Genomic DNA, 22,568 nt, shown 5'->3' with positions numbered 1-22,568 from the left:
GCGTTGATGTGGAGTAAAGATTTATTCCATCCAAGAGAGACGAGGAATCAGTCGGTATTTTCGGTTTCAAACCAAGAATATCGAAGATCGAACATCGAATACGCTCACACCTTTTTACTCCGATGCATAGCATATGGCAGTGAACAAAGGAAAGGAGTGAGCATGGTGTGGCCGAGGCGAAAAATACAACTGGTTGCTTCTTCTGCGGCTCCAGGAATTGGTGGAGTTCGGGCCGTACTGAAGGGGATACTGCTCGATTTTTCCGAGGTTGAACCGACTAAGGAGGGTTTAAGCCAAGAATTCCCGGGGGATTGGATCGAATTGCCTTTTGGGCTTAATCCCAATTCCGGGCCCGATATATTTAGCCCTGTAACGGAATTAGTATACTGGCCTGAGAAGCATGAACGTGATTACTGGCGAGAAAAGGCACTTGCACAAGGGATAGAACTGCAATCTGTTCAATCGTTAATACATAGTCTTTTTGAGGATGAACTAATTATATGGGTTTCAGAACCAACAGTTCTTATAGAAGAACGCCCTTTGTTAGCGCATATCTTAAGTGAGGCTGGTTTCGAACCAACTGTTCTCTGGCCAACTGTTGATGGAAGATGGCAATGCGAGCGTAAGCAGGGACTTCATTGGCTAATACCGGAGTCTTGGTTGGATGGTCTTATGGAGAAAAGCTCATTGGGGAGAGAGACTGCATGGGATGAAGGAAAAGAAAAAGCTTCATGGGTGGTTCGTGAAACTCGGATCGACTTTTATCGTTCGCAAGATGGTCAGAAATTTGCAGGACATTTGCCACGGTGGCCTAACTTGTCGGAAGAACAAACAGTTGCTCAAAACATAGCGATGTGTATAGATTTAGGAGTTTCTTGGCTAGATATTAGCTCGGCCCTTAGCTCTATTTGGAAGAACATAAAAATGGCAGATAACTTGAGGTGGAATACTAATGATTTTGGATGGAATGCAGGGGCGCGTGGAGAAGAATTATCCGCTCAAGCTATTGAGCACTTGGAGGATTGGTGGGCCCGCTGAGACTGTGTATTGGCCTGAAAGCGTGGAAGACTTATCAAATGTATGGATGCGCGCCCAAGAGGCAGAAATCCCGGTTCGGTTAATCGGACGAGGATCGAATGTTCTCTTTCCGGATGAAGGGCTTCCGGGAATAACCTTAGTGACTACGTCACTTCGTGGAATTGAATGGAGTGATTACACGGTCAGGGTTGAGGCGGGGTACACATTGGCTCGTTTAGCACAAGAAGCTGGAGAACGAGGGTGGAGTGGCTTGGAGTTTGCCCGAGGTATACCCGGGTCTATTGGCGGTGCTATTATGATGAATGCTGGTGCTCATGGCGACGATATGGCTTCTTGTGTACTAAGTGTTTCCACCCTTTGGGCGGATGGCACTATTAAGAAACTGGAGCGAGATGAATTCGAGTTTGATTACAGGTTCTGTTCTTTACGCAGCCATGCGTGGATCTTGGAAACTACGCTAAAATTTAGGACTGGAGAACGCGAACAGATTTTGCGCACCATGAAAGAGAACCTGACAAAACGAACTGCTAATCAACCACTTGAGGAGCCAAATGCAGGAAGTGTTTTTCGTAATCCGCCGGGTGATTCTGCTGGGCGTTTAATTGAAGCGGCTGGTTGGAAGGGAAAAAGCATTGGCGGTGCAAAAGTTTCAGAAAAACATGCAAATTTTATAGTGAACATTGCTCAGGCTAAATCTAAGGATGTATTAGCTTTGATAGAATCAATTAAGTTGGATGTTCAATTGAAATATGGCATTACGTTACAAACGGAAGTAGAAAGTATCTTGACGGGCAATCGTGGAGTCACAAAGAAAGAAGAATGACACACGAAAAGGGGGAGAGGATTATGGCGATGGATCGCTATGTTATAACAGGAAAACAGAGGTTAGAAGGAAGTATCCGAGTAAGCGGGGCGAAGAACTCTTCTCTTCCCTTACTGGCAGCAACATTGTTGGCTGAAGGAACTTCCAGTTTGTTGGGAATTCCTGTGTTAGCGGATATCAAGCATATGATTGAAGTACTTGAAAGCCTGGGGTGCAGGGCTGAGCGCCAAAATGAGGCAATGCTTATCAATGCTGGAGGGTTAGAGTCCTGTCAAGTTGATGAAGCACTAATGCGGAAAATGCGTGCTTCTAACCTTATCTTGGGTCCTTTATTAGCTCGATATGGACGGGTAAAAATCTCCAGACCCGGTGGATGTGCTATTGGTTCTCGTCCGATGGATCAACATATAAAAGGCCTTCAACTTCTTGGAGTAAGAGTTAAAGAAAAACATGGGTATATCGAAGCATGGGCGGATCACCTTCAAGGAGCTGACGTTTACTTAGATGTTCCCAGTGTTGGAGCTACGGAGAACATTATGATGGCCGCAGTTTTAGCCAAAGGGACTACAGTCATTCGAAATGCTGCACGTGAGCCGGAAATAGTAGATTTGCAAAACTTCTTAAATAAAATGGGAGCAAAAGTGCGCGGAGCAGGAATGGATGTTTTGAGGGTTGACGGAGTAGGTGCGCTCCATCCCGCTGAACATACAGTCATACCAGATCGAATCGAAGCAGGGACCCATATGATAGCGGCGGTCATGACTAAAGGAGATGTAGTCATAGAAAATGTTATCCCAGAACATTTAGAACCTGTAATTGCAAAATTGCGGCAGGCTGGAGCATCTGTTACACTGTTAGATGATTCCGTTCGCGTTAAGCAACAGGGAGGAATTCGAGGTGTGGACCTTAAAACAATGCCTTATCCGGGATTTCCTACGGATATGCAACCACAGTTTATGGCCATGCTCTCCAGTGCGGAGGGAACAAGTATTATTACCGAAACAATCTTTGAAAATCGCTTTCAACATGTAGATGAGCTGCGTCGCATGGGGGCTCAAATTACTGTTGAAGGAAGAACAGCCATTATTCGTGGAGTTAAATCGCTCGAAGGAGCTTTTGTCGAGGCGACGGATCTTCGGGCAGGAGCGGCGCTCTTCTTGGCAGCCTTAGCCGCAGAAGAAGCAACTGTTCTCGAAAAGGTGGATTATATTGACCGTGGTTACGAAAAAATAGAAGAGAAATACTGTCTTTTGGGGGCAAAGTTGCTACGTGTCTCTAAAAAAGGTACAAGTGAGAAGCCTCTGGATCTATAATTTAACGATAATTTAAATTTTGCTAGGAAAATATTCAAAAAGACATAGCAGAATAGGATTGTATTCGTTATACTTGGAACAAGGAGGAAAATGCCAATATGGAACCCAAGAAAATGAATACGTCCTTTCTCTATGTCACAGTCTTGACGATTCTCCTTTCCCTGGGTTTGGCGCTCTTTTTACGCTCTAATGCTTTTGCTGTTCAACGGGTTAGTGTACAAGGGCTAAATTTGATCACAGAGAATGAAATTCTAAAGTTATCTGATGGGATTCAGGGGCAAAACTTATTACTCTTTGATCGAAAGGCCCTCGAATATAAGATTTCCTTACATCCACTCGTAAAAAGTGTCCAATTTCAGAAAAAGTTACCGCAGACCCTTGTAATACAAGTGACAGAACGAACCCCAGCAGCCTTGGTCGTAGTCCCCAAGGGAGTCTTAGAGGTGGATTCTGAAGGGACTTTTTTACGCCGTTTAGAGAGTTGGCCTAAAAGTGATTATCCGGTGATTAGTGGAATCGAGCTTTCGGATACAGTTGGACCGGGGCAAAATCTAGCGAATCCTCTTCTTACCGCAGCTTTGCGCTTGCTTGGACAAGCTCCGCCAGAATTAGTTATTCAGATCGGGGAGTTAAACGTCAATGCTATTGAACAAATTACGTTGTTTCTGACTAGCGGTGTGGAAGTCCGACTAGGACAAGCCAATGACTGGGCAGATAAATTACAGGCCCTTTATCAGCTTATAAGCGATAATGGATATACTTCGATTCAACAAGGGGTACGCTATATTGATTTTACGGCGGCAAAACCAGTAATCGGCCGCTAAGTCAGGAGGATCTTTGGAAATGTGGTTACCGTTATTAGGCTTAGTTTTAGGATTGGCAATTGGGTATGTAAGCCCGTTTTCAGTCCCGATTGAATATGCCAAATACCTATCTGTTGGAATCCTCGCAGCGTTAGACTCTGTCCTAGGAGGGATACGCTCGGCTCAAGAGGATCATTTCGACAGCACAGTATTCTTGACCGGTTTCTTTAGTAATATGCTTCTTGCAGCTCTATTGGCGTACGTCGGAGACCGCATGGGTGTTGATCTTTACTTAGCAGCGGTGGTCGCATTTGGGGTGAGAATATTCCAAAATTTAGGAAGTATACGACGTCATCTAATTAGAAAATAAAACCAATTTACTTTTTTATATTGATTGTTATTCTTCTTAAGAAGATGCCAACAAACTTCAGAGAAATTTTTATCTTAAAAAAAAGGGTTACGGCATATGGATATAGAATTTGTAATGTTGTGTGTATTAAAAGAAGTAGTTTTACAAATGTTTATGAGCGTGTTTAACGCACATGTTTTTTATCAGTAGAAGTTGGCTTTTTTAGCAGTAACAGAGGGTGGACCTTACACATGGGGCGTTGAGACGGCACAGATGAATATTAAGATAACCTGTATTGCTAAAGATATTGCAGGTAAGAATGAGCGAGGGGGTTAAAGCCTAAATGCTGGAATTTGATACAGACTTAAACCAATTTGCAGAAATTAAGGTTATTGGTGTTGGCGGTGGTGGAAACAACGCGGTTAACCGTATGATCACCGCTGGCTTACAAGGGGTAGATTTCGTTACAGTAAACACTGACTCACAGGCTTTGCAACTCTCCCGTGCAGGGGAAAAAGTCCAAATAGGGATAAAATTAACCAAGGGGCTTGGGGCTGGAGCGAACCCGGAAATTGGTGCTAAAGCAGCAGAAGAAAGCCGAGAAGAGCTGGCTAAAGTCTTAAAGGGAGCAGATATGGTCTTCGTCACTGCTGGAATGGGAGGAGGCACTGGTACTGGGGCAGCACCTATTGTTGCAGAAGTTGCCAAAGAAATGGGAGCTTTGACGGTAGGGGTAGTCACTCGTCCATTCACCTTTGAAGGGCGTAAACGTGCTATGCAGGCGGAAAAAGGGATCGCTGAACTTAAGAGTAAAGTGGATACGCTTATTACTATCCCAAATGATCGTCTGTTGCAAGTGGTGGACAAGCATACTACAATCCATGAGGCTTTCCGTATTGCAGATGATGTTTTGAGACAAGGGGTTCAAGGTATCTCAGATTTGATTGCGGTTCCGGGCTTAATAAACTTAGATTTCGCCGATGTGAAGACTATTATGTCTAATACAGGTTCTGCCTTAATGGGCATTGGCCAGGCAACGGGAGAAAATCGAGCATCTGATGCGGCCAGAAAAGCAATTTCCAGTCCTCTGCTTGAAACTTCGATTGAAGGTGCCAAAGGTGTACTGCTCAATATAACGGGAGGAACAAATTTAACTCTCTTTGAGGTGAACGAAGCAGCAGGTATTATTGCGGAAGCGGCTGATCCTGAGGCGAATATAATCTTCGGAGCGGTTATCGACGAGGACCTAAAGGAAGAACTCAGAGTTACAGTTATCGCTACCGGATTTGATCAGCAGTGGGCTGGTTTTGGTTCGGCACCCGGAAAGGTTCAGGAGAATATCATCAAGACGGTATCAAAAGAAGGGGATCTTGACATCCCGGAGTTTCTTAGACGCAGACGTTAATTTTAAATTATATGTAAAACGAGATGCAATTTTGTTCGGAGCGTTATATTGGTATAAAGACGCGAATCATTATTGCGCCTCGTTTTTCACTTTATTCGCAGAGGATATGGCTTTTATAGGCAGACTGGAGCTGACTTCAATAATAAATAGACGAGAAAATTGCGGAAGATCTCAATAAGATCCTTGAAAATCAATATTTAGGGTTAAGCGGGGCAGATCCATTCAATGGATCTGCCCCGCTGTTTAAAAGCCTTAAAGTATTAAACTTCAAAACGCTGGATAACTTGGTGCAAGTGAGCGGAAGTTTTGGCTAATTCTGAAGAAATCATGGCGATTTCTTTGGTTGAAATCATTTGTTGTTCTACAGTTGCCGCTGCTTGAGTTGCTCCTTCGGCGAATTGAGTTGCAATTGTTGTAGCTTGCCGTTGAGTTTGAGCTAAAAGTTCACTCTGGTTTAATAAGCGATCGGCATTTTGCAGGTTTGTTTCTACTTTATAAGAAGTTGCATTGATCACCTCGTCAAGAGATGTGATTGCTTGTCCAGCCTTTTCGATTACCTCTTTCCCGCGGTTGACCTCGCCCATGCCTTGACTAATTTTATCTACAGTTGTATCGACCATTCCCTGAACACTAGAAATGAGCTCCATAATTTGACGTGAAGAATAAGCAGAGCTGTCTGCCAACTTTCTGACCTCTTCTGCAACAACGGCGAATCCTCTGCCGTGTTCTCCTGCTCTGGCAGCTTCAATCGCTGCGTTCAAGGCTAATAAATTAGTTTGGTCGGAGATGCCATTAATCACAGAAATGATATCCCCGATTTTTTGCGCCTGCGCAGCTAATCCCAGTATAGAATCATTGGCTTGCTCAGTTACTTGATAGATAATGCTCATCTCGCGAATCGCTTCATTAACTGCGAAGGTTCCTTCCTGACTTGTTGTTTTAGCTGATGTAGTCAAGGAAAGAACTTCTTGAGTACTTGTTAAGATGCATTGGGAAGCGGATTGGATCTCATCCACTTGCTTTTGAGACATTTGCATCCCCTGAATTTGATCGGTAGCCCCTGCGCTGAATTCTTCTAAAGTCGCCGCCAAAGTTTCTTGGTTTTCGGCGGATATTTGGGCATGGGATGCTTGATTATGGCTCATTTTTTGGGCGCGTTCAGAAAAGGAAGCTAAATCTATGATGATAGACTTCATGCCGAGGGATACTTTATTTACTTCATAGGATAGATTTCCTAATTCGTCGTTGGTATGAGCTTTGGCCAGAATTTTTAAATTCCCTTTTGCAATGGCTTTAGTCACTTTAAAGGTTTCACGCAGGGCAGTTGCAAATCTGTTTTTTAGCCAGGCACTATAAACAATTTGGGCTCCTAGAGCAATGGCTGAAGAGATGACGGATACCGGTGAAAAAGAGCTTAAGATAAGCCATGCCCCACCGAGAAAAAGAACGGGGAGTGTTCCGGAAAACACTTGTTTGCCAAGTTGTACTTTATGTAGGGGGATACCTAGACGAACGGTATAGATATGATCTCCTTTGACGAAAACCGGACTTGCAACGTCAAGTAAAACCTCTCCAGTGTTGCGATGATAAATCTGAGTAATAGGTTGAGTGCATTGAGCGGCTTTTAGTTCAATATCATTGTTAAAGATAATACCTTCTCTTAAACGGTTTGAGTGGATTAAGGCCAATCCATTTAAATCACAAAGTAATAAAAACTCATTGTTTTCAAGGTTCCGATCGATTGCTTCCCTTAGTGGTCTCTGGGCAGTTTCCCAATCATTAGATTGGTCTAAGATGCCCTCAAACTCTCTTGCTATACGATTGATGGTATCTAATCCACGTTTCTTCTGAGTAAGATTTACTTTTATATTTCCAGCCACGATCATCAACCTCCTTTAAAATAATCGTTAATTACTAACTCTAACTAAGAAAATGGCTTAAAAAGTATAATGAATAGTTAAAAGATTATAAATTTACAATAACACGTACTCGATTATATTTCAATAAGGTGGTTTTTAAGGTTAACTATTCTAGGCCGAAGTTAATGAAAGAGTTTGATGTTGTCATCGTTTATAGGGGGAAAGGAGAACGACTTAACTCTTCTGGACAAAAAGTTATTTTATATAGCTTGTTCACGGGTGCTTTATCGACTTGTTAATTTTTTTTTATAATTTCAGGGCATATCTTTTAGCCGGCTGCCTTTCTGAGGATAATCTATGCTGTGATAATAGGTGTGGATCAGCAATTATGTGAACTTACCTGTTTGGCATAGACCTTTAGGTTTTTCTAAACAGGTTTTTTGTCAATTTAAAGAACACTCCTGCTTCTATAAGTGGAGTTTCTTGTTCCGCTTCGGTGAGGAAAGACTCTAGTGGAGGCTTTCGCCGAGCCGCCTTCCCATTAGGAAATATTTAGTGACTAAGGAGTAGAGTCCATCCTACGGCGCGAATGTATTCGTCTGTGAATATGCACCCTAGGCATAAGTCTATCCTCAGCGCAATAGTATTCGTTACGGGCCATGCGCTTTCGGCGATAATCTCCACCAGAGACTATCTTAGGCGTAAGCTTGAGTATCCTGTCGACGAATACGCTTCAGGGGTAAAAAACTACACCACTCGTACTGTTTTTCCTAAAATATCCATTTATACCTCCCTGAAAGCGACAGGTTTTACTTCACCTTTCAGATATAATTTTTAGAGAAGCGCATGGAAAGGATGTACCAGATGAGCGTTGCAGAGACCTATCTCGATCTGGTTATTCTCATCAATGGAGGAATGGATACTCTTCTGCTTAACGTTCTCGGTCGACTTCTCAACCTTAGGATCCGTCCAAGCCGAATCCTGATTGCGGTTTTGCTCGGCGAAATTCCAGTAGTTTTAACCTGTTATTCAGCTCCACAGTGGACCGTTTTAATTAAATGGATCATTCCGTTTCTTATGATTTTAGTTGCTTTTCCGACAAGGAGACTAAATGTGTTTCTTAAGGCGCTAACAGGTTTTTGGCTTCTTTCGGCAGGGCTTGGCGGATTTGTCTATGCTTTATGGGGGTGGGCCCAATTTGATGGCGGGCTAGGTGGAAAACGATTAACTCTGGTTATCAACAATTTTTGGATTATTCCTTTAGGGGCAATCGTTTGGTGGTTTTTACAACGTCTTTGGCAACGTTGGCAGGAAAGGAAATCTATTCTGAGGCGAAATATCTATGATTTGGAGATCAACTTTGGCGGAAAAGAACATGGGGTCGTGCAAATAAAAGCGTTGCTGGATACTGGCAATCACTTGAGAGATCCATTAACAGGGTCCCCAGTTATTCTTCTGGAAGAGGAGGTCGCCGTAAGTGCTATGCCGGATAACATCAGAGCATTCCTAGATATTCCTTGGAAGGATTACGCAGATCCATGGCCATTATTATGGAAGGTCAATCCTATTTTAGTAAAACATCTTGTTTTCATCCCCTTCCAAGCTATTGATAGTCAAAGCTGGCTGCTGGGGATAAGACCTGAGCGTGTGACGTGTTTTAGTAACAAAGGATCTCGGCAAATCCATGCTACCGTGGCACTTGTCAGGCAAGTGTTAAGCTCAGAGGGTGAATACCAAGCGTTACTACACCCGGAACATGTGCAGAGAGGTGGAGATTAATGAAATGAAGTGGTGGAGCAGTGTTCAAGGTAAGGCTAGACGCCTATGGGTCATGCTTCTTCAAAAGGTCTTTGGAGTTAGTGGAATCTATTATGTTGGAAGCAGTGAAGCCCTACCCCCACCACTTAACTCGGACGAAGAAGGGGTTCTCTTAGAGCGCTTGGAAATGGGAGATGGTTCAATTCGAGATATTTTGATTGAACGGAACCTGCGTCTTGTGGTTTATATTGCTCGTAAATTCGAGAATACAGGCATTGGGATTGAAGATCTCGTGTCTATAGGCACCATTGGACTAATTAAAGCGGTTAATACATTTGATCCACAGAAGAAAATCAAGCTGGCAACCTATGCTTCACGGTGTATTGAAAATGAGATTTTGATGTATCTTAGACGTAACAATAAGACGCGGTCAGAAGTGTCTTTTGATGAGCCTTTAAATATCGACTGGGATGGAAACGAATTACTTTTATCAGATGTATTAGGTACTGAAAATGACATTATCTCGAAGCCCATTGAGGAGCAGGTGGACCGCCAACTGTTGCATTTAGCAATGGGAAGGTTGACGAATAGAGAAAAGGTCATCATGGAACTAAGGTTTGGTCTGGATGATGGTGTAGAAAAGACGCAAAAAGAAGTAGCCGATCGTTTGGGGATCTCGCAGTCCTATATTTCACGACTTGAGAAACGGATAATTCGCAGATTGCGTAAAGAATTTTGCCGATTGGAATAACCTAAACTGTCTTAGGGCATACTTCCCAACAGAATTTGCTGGGGAGGTGCTCGTAGTTTGGCATTGAATAAAGTTGAGATTTGTGGAGTGAACACCTCAAAGTTGCCTGTGTTATCCAGCGTGAAAATGAAAGAGTTGTTTGTGATTTATCAAGCTGGAAATCGCAGTGCCCGAGACAAACTAATCCATGGGAATCTCCGCCTTGTTCTAAGCGTGATTCAGCGGTTTACGAATCGTGGAGAATATGTGGATGATCTTTTTCAAGTCGGCTGTATTGGGTTAATGAAAGCTATTGACAATTTTGATCTTGGTCAGAATGTAAAGTTCTCTACGTATGCTGTTCCTATGATTATTGGGGAAATCCGGCGTTATTTAAGAGATAATAATCCTATTCGAGTGAGCAGGTCCTTGCGGGATATTGCCTATAAGGCGCTTCAGGTACGGGACCAGTTGGTCAGCGAGCGATCATGTGAACCCACGGTTGCAGAAATAGCCCACAAACTGGCTCTGCCTCGGGAAGATGTTGTTTTTGCCTTAGATGCTATTCAAGAACCTATTTCTTTATTCGAGCCCATATATCATGATGGTGGGGATCCTATCTTTGTAATGGATCAAATAGGAGATGATAAACAGTCAGATACTGGCTGGGTTGAAGGACTTGCTGTGCGGGAAGCATTGCGTCGCCTCAGCGAACGAGAAAAACTTATCCTGTCTTTGCGCTTTTTTCAAGGTAAAACCCAAATGGAAGTCGCTGATGAGATCGGGATTTCCCAGGCTCAGGTTTCTCGCCTTGAGAAAGCAGCTATGCAACACATGCGCAAGTATGTTTAATGCGAGGCACGAAGCGCGATGCTCGAGGCACGATAAGTACGGTTTTAGAATAAACCAACGCCTAGTTATGTGTGATGAGCACATAACTAGGCTGACCACTAAAAGCTTAGTGTAGGATAAATATCTGGAAGGGTTAGATGCGATGCATGTATGCTTCGAATTCGAACATAGACTTTCGAAATATATGTGAATATAAGGCTATTTTAAGAACCTCCCTCATAGGATGATATATGAAGTACGATGCATGTGAAGTGCATAGTCGGGCATATCTCGGGGCTAAGGCTCGATATTCGAACTTCGAACCTCGAGCCTCGATAAAGGGGGGGCTAACAATGCGGGTCTCGGATTTAAGATTATTAGATATTGTAAATGTTAAAGATGGGCGCAGGTTAGGGCCAATTAAAGACCTGGATTTAGATTTGGAACGGGGCACAGTTAAAGGGATCATTGTGCCCGGACCTTCGCGCAGTTGGGGGCTTTTTGGCGGTGGGAAGACTGAAGATTTTTTTGTCCCTTGGGATCATGTCAAAAAGATAGGGGTTGACGTTATCTTAGTAGATGTCAATGATCTGCCCGAATTTAATATCGAAAATGATGATCGTCGATAATGTTCACTAAATCGGAAAAAGCATAAGGCTTTGTTCTCATCAGAGCAAAGCTTTATGCGTTTTTATATTATTAGGTGTGATAATAATCCAATTAAGACCCTATTTGTTACTGAAAGTACTATATGACTAGGACCTTTGGAGGTTTGTCCTAAAGGTTATTAAATGATATTATTAAATGTAAACCAAAGGAGTTAGAAGGATGAGCTGGAAGTGGTATAATACTGGAGGTTTAACCTGCCTAACTGTTCCAAAGTGGCAAGTTTCAGGAATCGACTTAGGATTTTCGACTCGCGTCGGGGGGGCGAGCATGGTTCCCTATGATGCGTTGAATTTAGGACTTCATGTCGGAGATGACCCTAATGCAGTTTTGGAAAACCGCAAACGTTGGTTTGATCATTGGGGGGTTCCGTCGACTGGGGTTGCAGTCGGAGAACAGGTTCACGGGACAAATGTAATTTGGGTTAAGGAAACAGATGGCGGACGAGGGTCAAAGGAACTAGGGACGGCAATTCCAGCTGTCGATGGATTAGTGACACAAAGTACTATAGGGCTAATGGCCTTTTTTGCTGACTGTGTCCCGCTATATTTTTACTACCCAGATCTAGAAGCAGTGGGAATTGTACACGCTGGTTGGAAAGGGACTGCCTCGAAAATTGGGCAAAGGGCTTTGGAGTGTTTTGAAGAAGTTGGTGGGCGGACTGAAAATGCTTGGGTGGCAATCGGGCCGAGCATTGGTCCCTGCTGTTATTCTGTTGACGAACGTGTCGCTGAGCAGTTTCGCTCCAATTACGATAAGACTCCGTTTCTTTTTTTCCAAGAAGATGGTCACTACTTGCTAGATCTATGGGAGGCTAATCGAACCTTGCTCTTAGAAAGAGGAGTTCGCCCAGAAAATATAGATGTCGCGGCAATCTGCACCGCAGACAATCAAGAGTGGTTTTTCTCTCATCGTCGAGATGGTGCTCGGACAGGGCGAATGGCAGGATGGATTCGACTCAGGGGTTAGTGGTTCGTAGTTCATTGTTCGAATATTGAACATCGAACTAGGAATATCGAGTAGGGGGTGGGTTAGGTGGCAACAATCTTAGTGGTTGATGATGAGGAACCGATCCTTGAACTCCTTAGATTTAATTTGGAGAAGGAAGGGTACCTTGTGTGTGTAGCAAAGGATGGTCAGGAAGCCTTGGAGCGTGTTGAAAAGGAACAACCTGATCTCGTGGTGCTGGATCTAATGTTACCGGGGATGGATGGACTAGAGGTTTGTCGCAGAATCAGGTTAATTCCAAAGTACCAGCAAATTCCCATCATCATGTTAACTGCCAAGGGTGAGGTAATTGACAAGGTTTTAGGGCTTGAGCTTGGTGCGGATGATTATATGACTAAACCATTTAGTCCTCGTGAACTATTAGCTCGAATTAAAGCCCGTCTGCGCCGGATTAATTTGCCTGAAGAAGCTGATTCTCAGATTATTCGTGGAGAGCTAAGAATCGATGTAAAAGGGTTTCGGGTCTATGTGCGAGGGGTGGAGGCTGAGTTAACCCCCAAAGAGTTTGAACTTCTGCGTGTTTTAGTAGCACATCCTGGCAGAGTTTACTCACGGGACGATTTATTGGAACGAATTTGGGGATATGAATACGATGGAGATACCCGTACGGTTGACGTTCATGTGCGTCATCTGCGTTTGAAAATTGAAAAGGATCCTTCGAATCCTGAGTATATTGAGACATTGCGTGGAATCGGCTATCGCTTTAAAGGATAACCAATGATGAGCATAAAATGGCGGCTAACCGGACTTTTTTTAGGTATGACAGGTCTTTCTATACTCCTTTTTTGGGTGGGGGAAAGTGTTCGGCTAGTGTCTGGGGAGCAACGGATTGATGTGGGAGTCCTACTTCTTGCCCTGATTCTTCCGGCTGGGGTTGTTTACTTCTACACGAGTCGACTTATGCGGCGGATGGAGAAACTTCACTTTGCAACTCAGCGAATTGCGAGGGGAGACTTTGAGCATATTCATTTATCGGATTCGACAGATGAAATTGGACAATTCACAGTCGAACTTAATAGTCTTTCACGCCACGTCGAAATGATAGTACAAAATGGTACTCAAGAAGCACAAAAGATGGAGGCCATTTTAGCCGGGATGCAAGAAGGTGTCGTGGCTGTAGATCATGTGGGGCGGGTCGTCTTAGTGAATGCTGCAGCAGAGAGGATTTTTGAGCGACAAAAAACTGTTCGAGATCTGGAATATCTGCTAGAGCTGACCTATGACTCGGAACTGGAGCAGCTCACTCGCAAAGTGCTTTCAGGCCAACCTTCAGCTATGCGAGAAATACAGATTGCTCAAAGGATCGTGCAGAGCAAAATTAATCCGATTTTAAGCGGACAGGGCCAGTCGAGAGGCGCAGTTATTGTGTTTCATGATGTTACAGAGCTTAGACGACTTGAAAAAATGCGAACGGAATTTGTGGCTAATGTCTCACACGAATTGAGAACTCCACTGACTTCTATTAAAGGGTTTGTGGAAACACTCCTTGATGGGGCGGCAGAAGATCCCTCTCTGAGAAATCGATTCTTGGAAATAATTCAAGCTGAGACTTTGCGCTTGCAGCGGCTTATCGAAGACTTGTTGACGATAGCTCATTTAGAAGGGCACGAAAATCGTTCGGAAGTGAGAATCGGTAAAGTTAGTTACGTACAAAATGCCTACGATAAAATTAAACCAGTGATTCAAAGCGTGGCACAGGCTAAAGGAATTGAAGTGGAAGTTGATCTTCCGGAAAACTTGCCGCCGCTTATCATGGGGGAAGATTTATTAAGTCAACTTCTCCTGAATCTTTTGGAAAATGCGGTTAAGTATACAGCCGAAGGTCGTGTCTGGTTGCATGCACAAGTTGGCCCTAGATTCCTTCGCCTGGAATTTGGAGATACCGGGTGCGGCATTCCTAAGGATATTTTGCCAAGAATCTTTGAGCGTTTCTATCGAGTGGACAAGGCTCGTTCCAGAGGACAAGGAGGGACGGGGCTTGGACTGAGTATTGTAAAACATATGGTAGAGGGTGTAGGCGGAGATATCAGCGTAGATTCCAAGTTAGGAGTTGGAACCGTCTTTACGTGTAATCTGCCGAGAGCTAAATCTTAGTTCGTTGATGTGCTCAAATTTCGAACTAGCAGGAGGTTAAAATGGAGGGGAAGAGAAGGAAAATAAATTATTGGGTTTGGGGTATATTGTTTATCGTCTTGGCCGGAGGGGTTGTATGGTGTTATCGCTCAACTCTTATTGCAGGGAGAATAAAGTTTGCCGTGGCCGAAACTGGAACCATTAGGCATGAACGTTCAGTGGCCGCAACCTTTGCTAATCAAGAGCTGACAGTACTTGCCCCTCTTTCGGGCAATGTTCAGTATATAGGGAAAGATGGTCAACGTCTTAGACTTGGAGAGACAGTGGCTGTAGTTCAACCTGAGGGGGCGGTTCCCGGGATTATTGAGAACGCCCAGAATCAAACGATTACAGCGGCGAAGGGAGGACTGTTTTTTCGCCAAAGCGACGGCTTGGAATCTGTCTTAACGAGTGAAAATCTAATTTCTATGGACCTTAATAAATTATTGACTCAAACGTCCAACCTGAAAACTAGCGAAGCTACAGTTCAAAAAGGGGAAGTTTTGGGCAAGATCGTGAATAACCTGATTCCGACTATGGCCTTTCTAGAGACGCCAGATATCGATGAACTTACTGTTGGTAAGACAATGCGCGTAACTACCGGAAATCAAACGATTAGTGCGAAAGTTTTGCGTAAATCAGATCAACCAAAAGGAGTAATCGTTCAGTTTCCTCACTATATCGACGGTACTGCGGCCCAAAGACGCCAGGAAGTGTCCTGGATCTATCGTCCGCAGACCAACGGAGTTCTTATTCCGAAATCTGCACTGTGGACACAGGGAGAGGAACTGGGAGTCTTTCTCTGGAGTGAGGGGGTTGTACAGTTCAAAAAGGTGAAAGTGCTTGATGAAGATGACAAAATGGCCTGTATCATGGATCTGCCAAACGGCATTCCTGTTGTAATAACACCGCGGGATGGCTTAGAAGGATTAGTAGCTAACGTAAAAAATATCTAGACCAGGCTCTATTAAGCAGGAAACATGTGAAAGGTTGTAGAATTCATTGCGAAGGGGATATTCTGATGTTGGCAAAAGCGGGTATTGAACAGCGCTTGATGGAGGTTCGTCAACGTATCAACCAAGCGGTAGAACGAAGTAATAGAAATCCGAGTACTATCCGATTATTGGCTGTTTCTAAGACCCAACCCGTTTCAGCTTTAGAGGAGGCTTATCACGCAGGGCAAAGAGCCTTTGCAGAAAATCGTGTTCAAGAATGGTTGGAGAAAGCGCCCAGTCTTCCAAGTGATTGTGAGTGGCATCTGGTGGGAAGGCTTCAAACCAATAAAGTAAAGTATTTAGGCCAAAATGTTGCTATGATTCATTCGTTAGATAGGTTTTCATTGTTGGAAACACTAAATAACCAAGGTGAACGGCGTGGTATTATCTGGACGGCATTAGTTCAAGTAAATGTCGCCCGGGATCCCGCCAAGGCGGGACTTATGCCAGAGGAAGTTCCAGGCTTTTTAGACTTAGTTGGGGAGTGTCCCTATGTTCAAGTTCAAGGGTTAATGACCATTGGCGCTTTGGGAGCCAGCTTAACGGAGACCCAAGGGTATTTCCGACAACTTCGAGAGTTGCGTGATACTCTGCAATCTCAGAAATGGCCTGGAGTTGATTTGCAGGAGCTTTCCATGGGGATGAGTCAAGACTTCGAACTAGCTATCGAAGAAGGGGCAACCCTTGTTCGTGTAGGCCGTCAGATTTTCGGCGAACGTGAATAGAGACCTGAAAGGGGAGGAAAGATATGGCGAAGTTGATTGATAAAGTCATTGGAATTATGGGTTTCGCAGACGATGAACCTGAAGAGGAAATCTTTGAAGAGAATGAACGTGAGAGAAATGCTCAAGAAGAGGTTCGTACCAGCCGTAAGAATGCCCAAGTCGTAAGCATTCATACTCAAAAACAAATGAGAGTTGTAGTCATGGAGCCGAATTCTTTTGAAGAAGCCCAAAACATTGCGGATCAGTTAAAAACCCGGCGACCGGTTATTGTCAACCTTGAAAACGCTGAAAAAATGTTAGCCAAACGCATAGTCGATTTTATTAGTGGAACGACCTATGCATTAAATGGCAACATGCAAAAAGTCGGGAACGGCATCTTCTTGTTTGTTCCAAACAACGTCGATATTTCCGGAGAAATGCGAGACGATCTAAAAGACAAAGGCTTGTTTTGGCCTAGTTCAAAAATAGGGAGGGATTAACATTCTATTCGTTGTTCAAATCATTGATAAAGTGATTACAATCCTGATATACGCAATTTTTGTGAGAGTTATTCTATCTTGGTTCGGACCCAAATTGTCGCCGACCAGTAATAAATTAGTTAGTGCTCTTTATGACGTAACTGACCCAATCCTCAAGCCGTTTCGACGGTTTCAATTTGGAAATTCCGCTTTGCCAGTTGATTTTTCTCCAATCTTCGCAATTTTCGCGTTGAATATAGTGCAGTGGCTTGTGTGGAAAATTTTTTAGGATGAAGCATTCAATTGATCGAAGTGTTCTAAAATATTGGGATGAAAAAGAAGCTCGTTTGGAAGCAGCGCATTTATTAGATCAAGTAAATAGTGTACTTAATGAAGGGGTTAGACAAGTCACTCCATTTTTGAGCTTTGCCATGAGGGAGTGGGCTGAATCAATTTTACGTAAGGAACATCTTGAGTTTTTAGCGGCGGGCGGGTTCGCAGAAGCGGAACGGGTTCGAATTCTAATGGGGTCTAAAGGAGAAACCTTAGACTTCAAAGATGCAGACATTGCCCTGTTATGGGTACGATCTACTGATGCTCGTGCTCAGCTCGAGCATCGACAGATACTGGGATCCCTCATGGGATTAGGATTTAGACGGGATGTCTTTGGGGATATCAGACCCGGGCAGAGCGGTTTTTATGTTGCTGTAACCCGGGAAATAGTTCCGTATTTATTAAATCATTGGACACATGCAGGGCGTGAAAAGATTGAGGTTTCACTCATTAACGGAAAACCAGACGTGCTTCCTGAATTGGGTGAAGAGCGCCGGATAACGGTTAATTCATCACGCTTGGATGCGGTAATCGCTAATGCTTTTAAGGTTTCGAGGAGTATGGCCCAGGAGTGGATAAGTCGTGGCAAGGTGAGAAAAGCTGGCCTTGTGGTATTTAAAGCGGAAGCAGAAGTACAGACTGATGACATAGTTTCTTGCCGAGGGTATGGGCGCATAAAGCTTTTGGAGAGTTCCCAGACTCGCAAGGAACGAATAGCTTGGCAAATCCTACTTTTTCGGTCACAACGGCACTAGGAGGGAAATTATAATGGAGATGACTCCTCTTGACATACGAAATAAAACTTTTCGCAAAGGGATTCGGGGCTATCAATGCGAGGAGGTGGAGAAATTCCTCGAGAATGTCAGTCAGGAATTTGAATCAGCGTATACAGAGAATTTCGAACTGCGAGAAAAAGCAAAAGGGTTGGAAACGGAAATTGGGCATTATCGCCAAATTGAGAATACCTTACAACAGACCCTGGTGTTAGCTCAACAAACTGCTGAAGAGGTTAAGGAGACCGCTCGTCAAGAGGCGGCACTTATTTTACGGAAAGCAGAACATGAAAAGTTAACTAAGGTGTCTGAAGGGCAGAAAAAGTGGGAAGAAATACAAGAGGAAATTCAAGAGCTTGCTAGAAAACGTGATTTATTACGTACACAACTTAAGTCATTTCTTTTAGCGCATCTAGATTTGGAAACCTTACAGGAAAAAAATGAAGGCATCGCATAACGGGATTAGAGTCAGGATGTTGCGAATCTGTCTAGTTTCGTGGTAAAATATTCTATAGATGACTTTGAAGGAGAAGGGTTTCATCGATGTATAGATTAATTAGTGAGATATCTCCGGACTTTCTCATTCAAGGATTTGGTTTGCATCAGGATGAGAATGAGATTTACGTTGGTAAAGTAGGGGGCCAAGAGGTTCAACTTTTAACTTCCATAGATAGTTTGAATTCCGATGAACAGGATATAAAGATCTTTAGTGTTGGGTTTGCTGAAGCTGATCATCATTTTCGCTCAGGAGATGTCTTGATGACAGGGAGTGATGATTTACTTGACCGCGCGTTCAGGGCAATGGATGAGATGGAGCAACGCGGTGTTGTGGTCAGTTTGACGCCTTCTCAAGATTCTAAGCACTTATACGTATCTAAAGAACATATGGATTCCTTTGTTCAGGAGTGGAAAAGCAAGAAACTATCCTTTCTCTGTCTGTGGATGGTAGACCCAATTGACTCGGAAGGACAAGCCAAACTTATCACCATCCTTCGTAAAGTTATTTTAAAGGATTAATAAATACTACTTATAAACTTGTAGTTTTCCGAGAATTTAAATTTGTAGACACGTTGAAAAGGACAGTCTTTGTCAAGTAAGCTCATCAGCGAGCGGGGTATGGTGTGAGCCCGTGGAGAAGCGACAGAGAAAATCCCCTTGGAGTGAATGGCTGAAATCTCAGTAAGCTTTATTCGGTTTGTCTCCGTTAAAAGACTTCCGAGTGGCTATATATAGCAACATGGGTGGTACCGCGAGTAATCTCGTCCCTTTTTAGGGGCGAGATTTTTAGTATACTGGTTGGAGTCATGGACATCGACTTAACGCTTGGCGTTAGTCAGGTTTTCTAATATCCTTTACAAGCAGAAGCATACTAACATAGCTAATGTTAAGCCAAAAACTTGCAGCTTGTAAGATTATTCAAAGGAGGAGATTATTAATGGACTATCGTAATACATTGAATTTACCTGAAACTGATTTTCCAATGCGAGGAAATCTCCCCAAAAAGGAACCTGAAATCCTCAAATCTTGGGAAGAGGAAAAACTTTATGAAAAGGTCCAGAAAGCACGTGAAGGAAGGCCGAAATTTATTCTTCATGATGGGCCGCCCTACGCTAATGGGGACATTCATCTGGGGCATGCTATCAATAAAGTATTGAAAGATATCATTGTTAAATACAAGACCATGATGGGCTTTGATGCGCCTTATGTGCCGGGATGGGATACTCATGGCCTTCCTATTGAGCAACAAGTTATTAAGAAATTGGGAGTAAACCGTCATGCGGTATCTGCGCTGGAATTTCGGCAGAAATGCAAAGACTATGCGGAAAAATATGTTGGGATACAGCGTGAGGAGTTTAAGCGGCTTGGAGTGAGGGGGGATTGGGAACACCCTTACCTGACTTTACAAAAGGAGTATGAGGCTGCTCAAATTGGTGTTTTTGGAGATATGACCAAAAAGGGCTATATTTATAAAGGCTTAAAACCTGTCTACTGGTGCCCTTCCTGTGAGACAGCACTTGCTGAGGCTGAAATTGAATATGCAGACAAGCCTGCTACCGCGATTTATGTCAAGTTTGCGGTTCGCGATGGAATGAGTGCTCTCATCAAAGAGAATACGTTCGTAGTTATTTGGACGACAACTCCTTGGACCTTGCCAGCAAACCTAGCGATCAGTGTCCACCCGGAGTTAACCTATGCTGTCGTCACCGCTCAGCAAGAACATTGGGTGGTTGCTGAGGGAATGTTGGAGTCCTTACGTTCCTTGTGGAAGCTGGAACTTCCGGTCGAAAGGACTCTCTCAGGCAAAGATCTTGAAGGCGTAATTTGTATAAATCCGCTTATGGACAGGGACTCCGTGGTAGTTTGTGGGGAACATGTCACCTTAGAAGCTGGTACGGGTTGCGTTCATACCGCGCCAGCCCACGGGGAAGATGACTTTTTGGTTGGAAAGAAATACGGCTTACCTGCTTTATGTCCTGTTGATCATCAAGGGAAATTCACTGCGGAAGGTGGAGCCTATGTTGGCCTTAAAACCGGCAAAGCGAATCCTGTGATCGTTGAGGACCTCAAGAACAGTAACGATCTTGTCCTTGAGGAAACAATCGAACATAGTTATCCTCATTGTTGGCGTTGCAAGAGCCCGATCATCTTCCGCGCAACTGAACAATGGTTTGCCTCTATTGATGGATTTAGGCAGGCAGCCTTAGATGAGATTGAGAAGGTTCGTTGGATTCCTGCTTGGGGAAGAGATCGGATCTTTAACATGATAGCGGAACGCGGAGATTGGTGTATTTCTCGACAAAGGACTTGGGGGGTGCCAATTCCCATCTTCTACTGTGAAGATTGTGGAAAAGTCTTGGTGAACGACCATTCTATCACCAAAGTCCAAGACTTTTACCGTCAAGAAGGGTCGGATGCTTGGTTTGCCCATTCTGCCATGGAATTGTTGCCAGAAGGGACAGCTTGTGAGTGTGGAGGTTTGAAATTTCGCAAAGAGACGGATATCATGGACGTTTGGTTTGATTCAGGCACAAGCCATGCTGGTGTCTTGAAGCAACGGACTGAATTATCTTGGCCGGCAGATCTATACTTAGAAGGTTCAGATCAGCATCGCGGCTGGTTCAATTCATCTTTGTCCACTTCAGTGGCTGCTTTTGGTCAGGCGCCTTATCGGAATGTCTTAACCCACGGTTTCGTTGTTGATGAACAAGGGCGAAAGATGTCAAAATCACTGGGCAATGGGGTTGATCCTCTTAAGGTTGTTCAAGAATTGGGTGCGGACATTTTACGGCTTTGGGTCAGTTCTGTGGATTATAAAAATGACGTGGCAGCTTCTCCGCGTATTATGAAGCAAATGTCTGAAGCTTATCGTAAAATTCGTAATACCCTGCGTTTCTTATTGAGTAACCTCAATGATTTTGATCCTGCCAAGGATAAAGTGAGTTATCAAGAGCTTCAAGAAATCGACCGCTGGGCTTTACTTAAGCTTTCCAAAGTGGTGGAACGCGTTCTTCTTGGGTATGAGTCTTATGAATTCCATTGGGCTTATCATACGATTCATAATTTCTGTACCATCGAATTAAGTGCCGTTTATCTGGATATTGTCAAGGACAGACTTTATGTTGAAGGAAAAACATCACTTCTTCGTCGTTCCGCCCAGACGGTTTTATATGAAGTGCTTGATTCACTGGTACGTCTCTTGGCTCCAGTTTTATCGTTCATGGCTGAAGAAATCTGGCTGTATATTCCTGGAGAAAAGAGTGCAGAGAATGTCCAAATTGCAGAAATGCCTAAAGTAAATTCTGAATGGATGGACGAGGAATTAGCAAATCGCTGGGATCAGATACTGGCTTTACGCACGGATGTAGCTAAAGTATTGGAAATAGCTCGTCAGGAAAAATTAATTAATCATCCTTTAACAGCTCAGGTTGATCTCTACCCTACGAATGAACAATATGAATCCTTGCAACAAGTTCCTAATTTGGCAGAAATCTTTATTGTTTCTAGCCTAGTCATGCATCAGCCCAATGAAGAAAGACCTGAAGGGGTACAACCAGCAGAAGTTCACAAGGGATTAGGCATTCTTGTGCAACCAGCTAAAGGGGAAAAATGCGAGCGCTGTTGGATGTTCCAGGAAGAAGTTGGCAAGAATGAAGAGCATCCGACCATTTGCCCTCGCTGCAGTGATGTAGTTTCAGAAAATTCCAGTAGACTTATTGACTAAAAGGGCATATTATATAGTAAAGAAATAAGCTAATACCGAATGACGCTAGCAGGAGAGATCTGATTTATTTTTCAGACGCCGAAGGAGAAATTCCTTGAAATCGCTCTTTCAAGGAGGGAAACTCTCAGGCAAAAGTACTGCTAGAAGACGGGACTCTGGAGAGTTTCTTGTAAAAGAGAACACCAAAGGGGAAGCCGGAGACGGCGAATCTCTCAGGTTAAAGGACAGAGAAAGTGCGCGATCGCGTACTTTCTCTGTCCTTTTATTTTACAAAAAATTACAAGGGGGTTTGGAAGTGTTTTTCTAGGGTGCGAAGTCTATCTATATGAAACTCTATATATAGATACTGAATTCTTCCCGACCAATA

General features: G+C 43.6%; 22 protein-coding genes, 2 riboswitches and 1 other annotated feature. Of the genes, 21 read left to right on the top strand and 1 reads right to left on the bottom strand.

The annotated features are described in order from the left end of the window. The first annotated feature begins 162 nt into the window (after positions 1 to 162). From LJE72_RS00660 to ftsZ, 6 genes are all read left to right on the top strand, one after another. Positions 163 to 1,038 carry a hypothetical protein gene (locus LJE72_RS00660; protein ID WP_229245358.1) on the top strand — a complete coding sequence of 292 codons (876 nt, stop codon included), beginning with the start codon at positions 163 to 165 and terminating at the stop codon, positions 1,036 to 1,038. Beyond that, positions 953 to 1,861 (top strand): UDP-N-acetylmuramate dehydrogenase, encoded by a 909-nt coding sequence (murB, locus tag LJE72_RS00655; protein ID WP_229245357.1) that lies wholly within the window; start codon positions 953 to 955, stop codon positions 1,859 to 1,861. The genes LJE72_RS00660 and murB overlap by 86 nt, the downstream gene beginning before the upstream one ends. A gap of 23 nt (positions 1,862 to 1,884) precedes the next feature. Continuing rightward, a complete protein-coding gene (gene murA, locus LJE72_RS00650) occupies positions 1,885 to 3,174 on the top strand; it encodes a UDP-N-acetylglucosamine 1-carboxyvinyltransferase (protein WP_229245356.1) in 1,290 nt (429 codons plus the stop codon). Between the two features lie 98 nt (positions 3,175 to 3,272). Next, positions 3,273 to 3,998 carry a cell division protein FtsQ/DivIB gene (locus tag LJE72_RS00645; protein ID WP_229245355.1) on the top strand — a complete coding sequence of 242 codons (726 nt, stop codon included), beginning with the start codon at positions 3,273 to 3,275 and terminating at the stop codon, positions 3,996 to 3,998. Positions 3,999 to 4,017: 19 nt separating this feature from the next. Then, positions 4,018 to 4,347: a small basic family protein gene (locus tag LJE72_RS00640; RefSeq protein WP_073028333.1), complete on the top strand. Its 330-nt coding sequence runs from the start codon at positions 4,018 to 4,020 to the stop codon at positions 4,345 to 4,347. 322 nt (positions 4,348 to 4,669) lie between these two features. After that, the gene (ftsZ, locus tag LJE72_RS00635) at positions 4,670 to 5,731 is read left to right on the top strand and encodes a cell division protein FtsZ (protein ID WP_229245354.1); all 1,062 of its coding nucleotides are present in this window, start codon (positions 4,670 to 4,672) and stop codon (positions 5,729 to 5,731) included. Positions 5,732 to 5,991: 260 nt separating this feature from the next. On the opposite strand, the gene LJE72_RS00630 is transcribed toward ftsZ, so the two are convergent. Further along, the gene (locus tag LJE72_RS00630) at positions 5,992 to 7,617 is read right to left on the bottom strand and encodes a methyl-accepting chemotaxis protein (protein WP_229245353.1); all 1,626 of its coding nucleotides are present in this window, start codon (positions 7,615 to 7,617) and stop codon (positions 5,992 to 5,994) included. Positions 7,618 to 8,454: 837 nt separating this feature from the next. Here LJE72_RS00630 and LJE72_RS00625 point away from each other — a divergent pair. The 15 genes from LJE72_RS00625 to ileS all read left to right on the top strand — a co-directional run bounded on the left by LJE72_RS00625 (position 8,455) and on the right by ileS (position 22,201). Continuing rightward, positions 8,455 to 9,369, top strand: coding sequence for a sigma-E processing peptidase SpoIIGA (locus tag LJE72_RS00625; protein ID WP_229245352.1), 915 nt, complete (start codon positions 8,455 to 8,457; stop codon positions 9,367 to 9,369). A 4-nt stretch (positions 9,370 to 9,373) separates the two neighbouring features. Next, a complete protein-coding gene (gene sigE, locus LJE72_RS00620; protein ID WP_282437803.1) occupies positions 9,374 to 10,099 on the top strand; it encodes an RNA polymerase sporulation sigma factor SigE in 726 nt (241 codons plus the stop codon). Positions 10,100 to 10,156: 57 nt separating this feature from the next. Next, positions 10,157 to 10,930, top strand: coding sequence for an RNA polymerase sporulation sigma factor SigG (sigG, locus tag LJE72_RS00615; RefSeq protein WP_073028328.1), 774 nt, complete (start codon positions 10,157 to 10,159; stop codon positions 10,928 to 10,930). A 332-nt stretch (positions 10,931 to 11,262) separates the two neighbouring features. Then, complete coding sequence (locus tag LJE72_RS00610; protein WP_073028327.1) at positions 11,263 to 11,538, top strand: YlmC/YmxH family sporulation protein; 276 nt, start codon at positions 11,263 to 11,265, stop codon at positions 11,536 to 11,538. A gap of 199 nt (positions 11,539 to 11,737) precedes the next feature. Next, entirely contained in the window at positions 11,738 to 12,544 is an 807-nt protein-coding gene (gene pgeF / locus LJE72_RS00605; RefSeq protein ID WP_229245351.1) for a peptidoglycan editing factor PgeF, read from the top strand. A gap of 66 nt (positions 12,545 to 12,610) precedes the next feature. Continuing rightward, positions 12,611 to 13,297, top strand: coding sequence for a response regulator transcription factor (locus LJE72_RS00600; protein ID WP_229245350.1), 687 nt, complete (start codon positions 12,611 to 12,613; stop codon positions 13,295 to 13,297). Between the two features lie 6 nt (positions 13,298 to 13,303). Beyond that, a complete protein-coding gene (locus LJE72_RS00595; RefSeq protein WP_229245920.1) occupies positions 13,304 to 14,677 on the top strand; it encodes a sensor histidine kinase in 1,374 nt (457 codons plus the stop codon). Between the two features lie 41 nt (positions 14,678 to 14,718). Beyond that, positions 14,719 to 15,651 (top strand): HlyD family efflux transporter periplasmic adaptor subunit, encoded by a 933-nt coding sequence (locus tag LJE72_RS00590; protein WP_229245349.1) that lies wholly within the window; start codon positions 14,719 to 14,721, stop codon positions 15,649 to 15,651. 65 nt (positions 15,652 to 15,716) lie between these two features. Further along, on the top strand, positions 15,717 to 16,415 hold the full coding sequence (locus LJE72_RS00585) for a YggS family pyridoxal phosphate-dependent enzyme (RefSeq protein ID WP_229245348.1): 699 nt from the start codon (positions 15,717 to 15,719) through the stop codon (positions 16,413 to 16,415). Between the two features lie 23 nt (positions 16,416 to 16,438). Beyond that, positions 16,439 to 16,894, top strand: a complete 456-nt coding sequence (locus LJE72_RS00580) for a cell division protein SepF (RefSeq protein ID WP_229245347.1) — start codon at positions 16,439 to 16,441, stop codon at positions 16,892 to 16,894. A gap of 31 nt (positions 16,895 to 16,925) precedes the next feature. Beyond that, positions 16,926 to 17,162, top strand: coding sequence for a YggT family protein (locus LJE72_RS00575; RefSeq protein ID WP_312038880.1), 237 nt, complete (start codon positions 16,926 to 16,928; stop codon positions 17,160 to 17,162). A gap of 1 nt (position 17,163) precedes the next feature. Further along, positions 17,164 to 17,961, top strand: coding sequence for a YlmH family RNA-binding protein (locus tag LJE72_RS00570; protein ID WP_229245345.1), 798 nt, complete (start codon positions 17,164 to 17,166; stop codon positions 17,959 to 17,961). A gap of 13 nt (positions 17,962 to 17,974) precedes the next feature. Continuing rightward, positions 17,975 to 18,436, top strand: a complete 462-nt coding sequence (locus tag LJE72_RS00565; RefSeq protein WP_229245344.1) for a DivIVA domain-containing protein — start codon at positions 17,975 to 17,977, stop codon at positions 18,434 to 18,436. Positions 18,437 to 18,522: 86 nt separating this feature from the next. Continuing rightward, positions 18,523 to 18,996, top strand: a complete 474-nt coding sequence (locus LJE72_RS00560) for a hypothetical protein (protein ID WP_229245343.1) — start codon at positions 18,523 to 18,525, stop codon at positions 18,994 to 18,996. Positions 18,997 to 19,040: 44 nt separating this feature from the next. Beyond that, positions 19,041 to 19,249, top strand: a binding site (T-box leader). Positions 19,250 to 19,414: 165 nt separating this feature from the next. Further along, complete coding sequence (gene ileS / locus LJE72_RS00555; protein ID WP_229245342.1) at positions 19,415 to 22,201, top strand: isoleucine--tRNA ligase; 2,787 nt, start codon at positions 19,415 to 19,417, stop codon at positions 22,199 to 22,201. A 39-nt stretch (positions 22,202 to 22,240) separates the two neighbouring features. Next, positions 22,241 to 22,351: riboswitch (glycine riboswitch) on the top strand. A 3-nt stretch (positions 22,352 to 22,354) separates the two neighbouring features. Next, positions 22,355 to 22,431: riboswitch (glycine riboswitch) on the top strand. Positions 22,432 to 22,568: the final 137 nt, after the last annotated feature.

It is taken from the genome of Desulfosporosinus shakirovi (assembly GCF_020595055.1).
GTDB classification, from domain to species: Bacteria; Bacillota; Desulfitobacteriia; order Desulfitobacteriales; family Desulfitobacteriaceae; genus Desulfosporosinus; species Desulfosporosinus shakirovi.
This window is presented reverse-complemented; position numbering and strand designations above follow the sequence as displayed.

What these genes read in the sequence shown, in the direction of transcription:
- LJE72_RS00630 (WP_229245353.1), bottom strand. Translation starts at nt 7,617, where the DNA reads ATGATCGTGGCTGGAAATATAAAAGTAAATCTTACTCAGAAGAAACGT.
- LJE72_RS00640 (WP_073028333.1), top strand. Translation starts at nt 4,018, where the DNA reads ATGTGGTTACCGTTATTAGGCTTAGTTTTAGGATTGGCAATTGGGTAT.
- LJE72_RS00585 (WP_229245348.1), top strand. Translation starts at nt 15,717, where the DNA reads ATGTTGGCAAAAGCGGGTATTGAACAGCGCTTGATGGAGGTTCGTCAA.
- LJE72_RS00645 (WP_229245355.1), top strand. Translation starts at nt 3,273, where the DNA reads ATGGAACCCAAGAAAATGAATACGTCCTTTCTCTATGTCACAGTCTTG.
- LJE72_RS00565 (WP_229245344.1), top strand. Translation starts at nt 17,975, where the DNA reads ATGGAGATGACTCCTCTTGACATACGAAATAAAACTTTTCGCAAAGGG.
- ftsZ (WP_229245354.1), top strand. Translation starts at nt 4,670, where the DNA reads ATGCTGGAATTTGATACAGACTTAAACCAATTTGCAGAAATTAAGGTT.
- murB (WP_229245357.1), top strand. Translation starts at nt 953, where the DNA reads ATGATTTTGGATGGAATGCAGGGGCGCGTGGAGAAGAATTATCCGCTC.
- murA (WP_229245356.1), top strand. Translation starts at nt 1,885, where the DNA reads ATGGCGATGGATCGCTATGTTATAACAGGAAAACAGAGGTTAGAAGGA.
- LJE72_RS00580 (WP_229245347.1), top strand. Translation starts at nt 16,439, where the DNA reads ATGGCGAAGTTGATTGATAAAGTCATTGGAATTATGGGTTTCGCAGAC.
- ileS (WP_229245342.1), top strand. Translation starts at nt 19,415, where the DNA reads ATGGACTATCGTAATACATTGAATTTACCTGAAACTGATTTTCCAATG.
- LJE72_RS00660 (WP_229245358.1), top strand. Translation starts at nt 163, where the DNA reads ATGGTGTGGCCGAGGCGAAAAATACAACTGGTTGCTTCTTCTGCGGCT.
- LJE72_RS00590 (WP_229245349.1), top strand. Translation starts at nt 14,719, where the DNA reads ATGGAGGGGAAGAGAAGGAAAATAAATTATTGGGTTTGGGGTATATTG.
- LJE72_RS00595 (WP_229245920.1), top strand. Translation starts at nt 13,304, where the DNA reads ATGAGCATAAAATGGCGGCTAACCGGACTTTTTTTAGGTATGACAGGT.
- LJE72_RS00625 (WP_229245352.1), top strand. Translation starts at nt 8,455, where the DNA reads ATGAGCGTTGCAGAGACCTATCTCGATCTGGTTATTCTCATCAATGGA.
- sigE (WP_282437803.1), top strand. Translation starts at nt 9,374, where the DNA reads ATGAAGTGGTGGAGCAGTGTTCAAGGTAAGGCTAGACGCCTATGGGTC.
- LJE72_RS00610 (WP_073028327.1), top strand. Translation starts at nt 11,263, where the DNA reads ATGCGGGTCTCGGATTTAAGATTATTAGATATTGTAAATGTTAAAGAT.
- LJE72_RS00570 (WP_229245345.1), top strand. Translation starts at nt 17,164, where the DNA reads ATGAAGCATTCAATTGATCGAAGTGTTCTAAAATATTGGGATGAAAAA.
- LJE72_RS00560 (WP_229245343.1), top strand. Translation starts at nt 18,523, where the DNA reads ATGTATAGATTAATTAGTGAGATATCTCCGGACTTTCTCATTCAAGGA.
- pgeF (WP_229245351.1), top strand. Translation starts at nt 11,738, where the DNA reads ATGAGCTGGAAGTGGTATAATACTGGAGGTTTAACCTGCCTAACTGTT.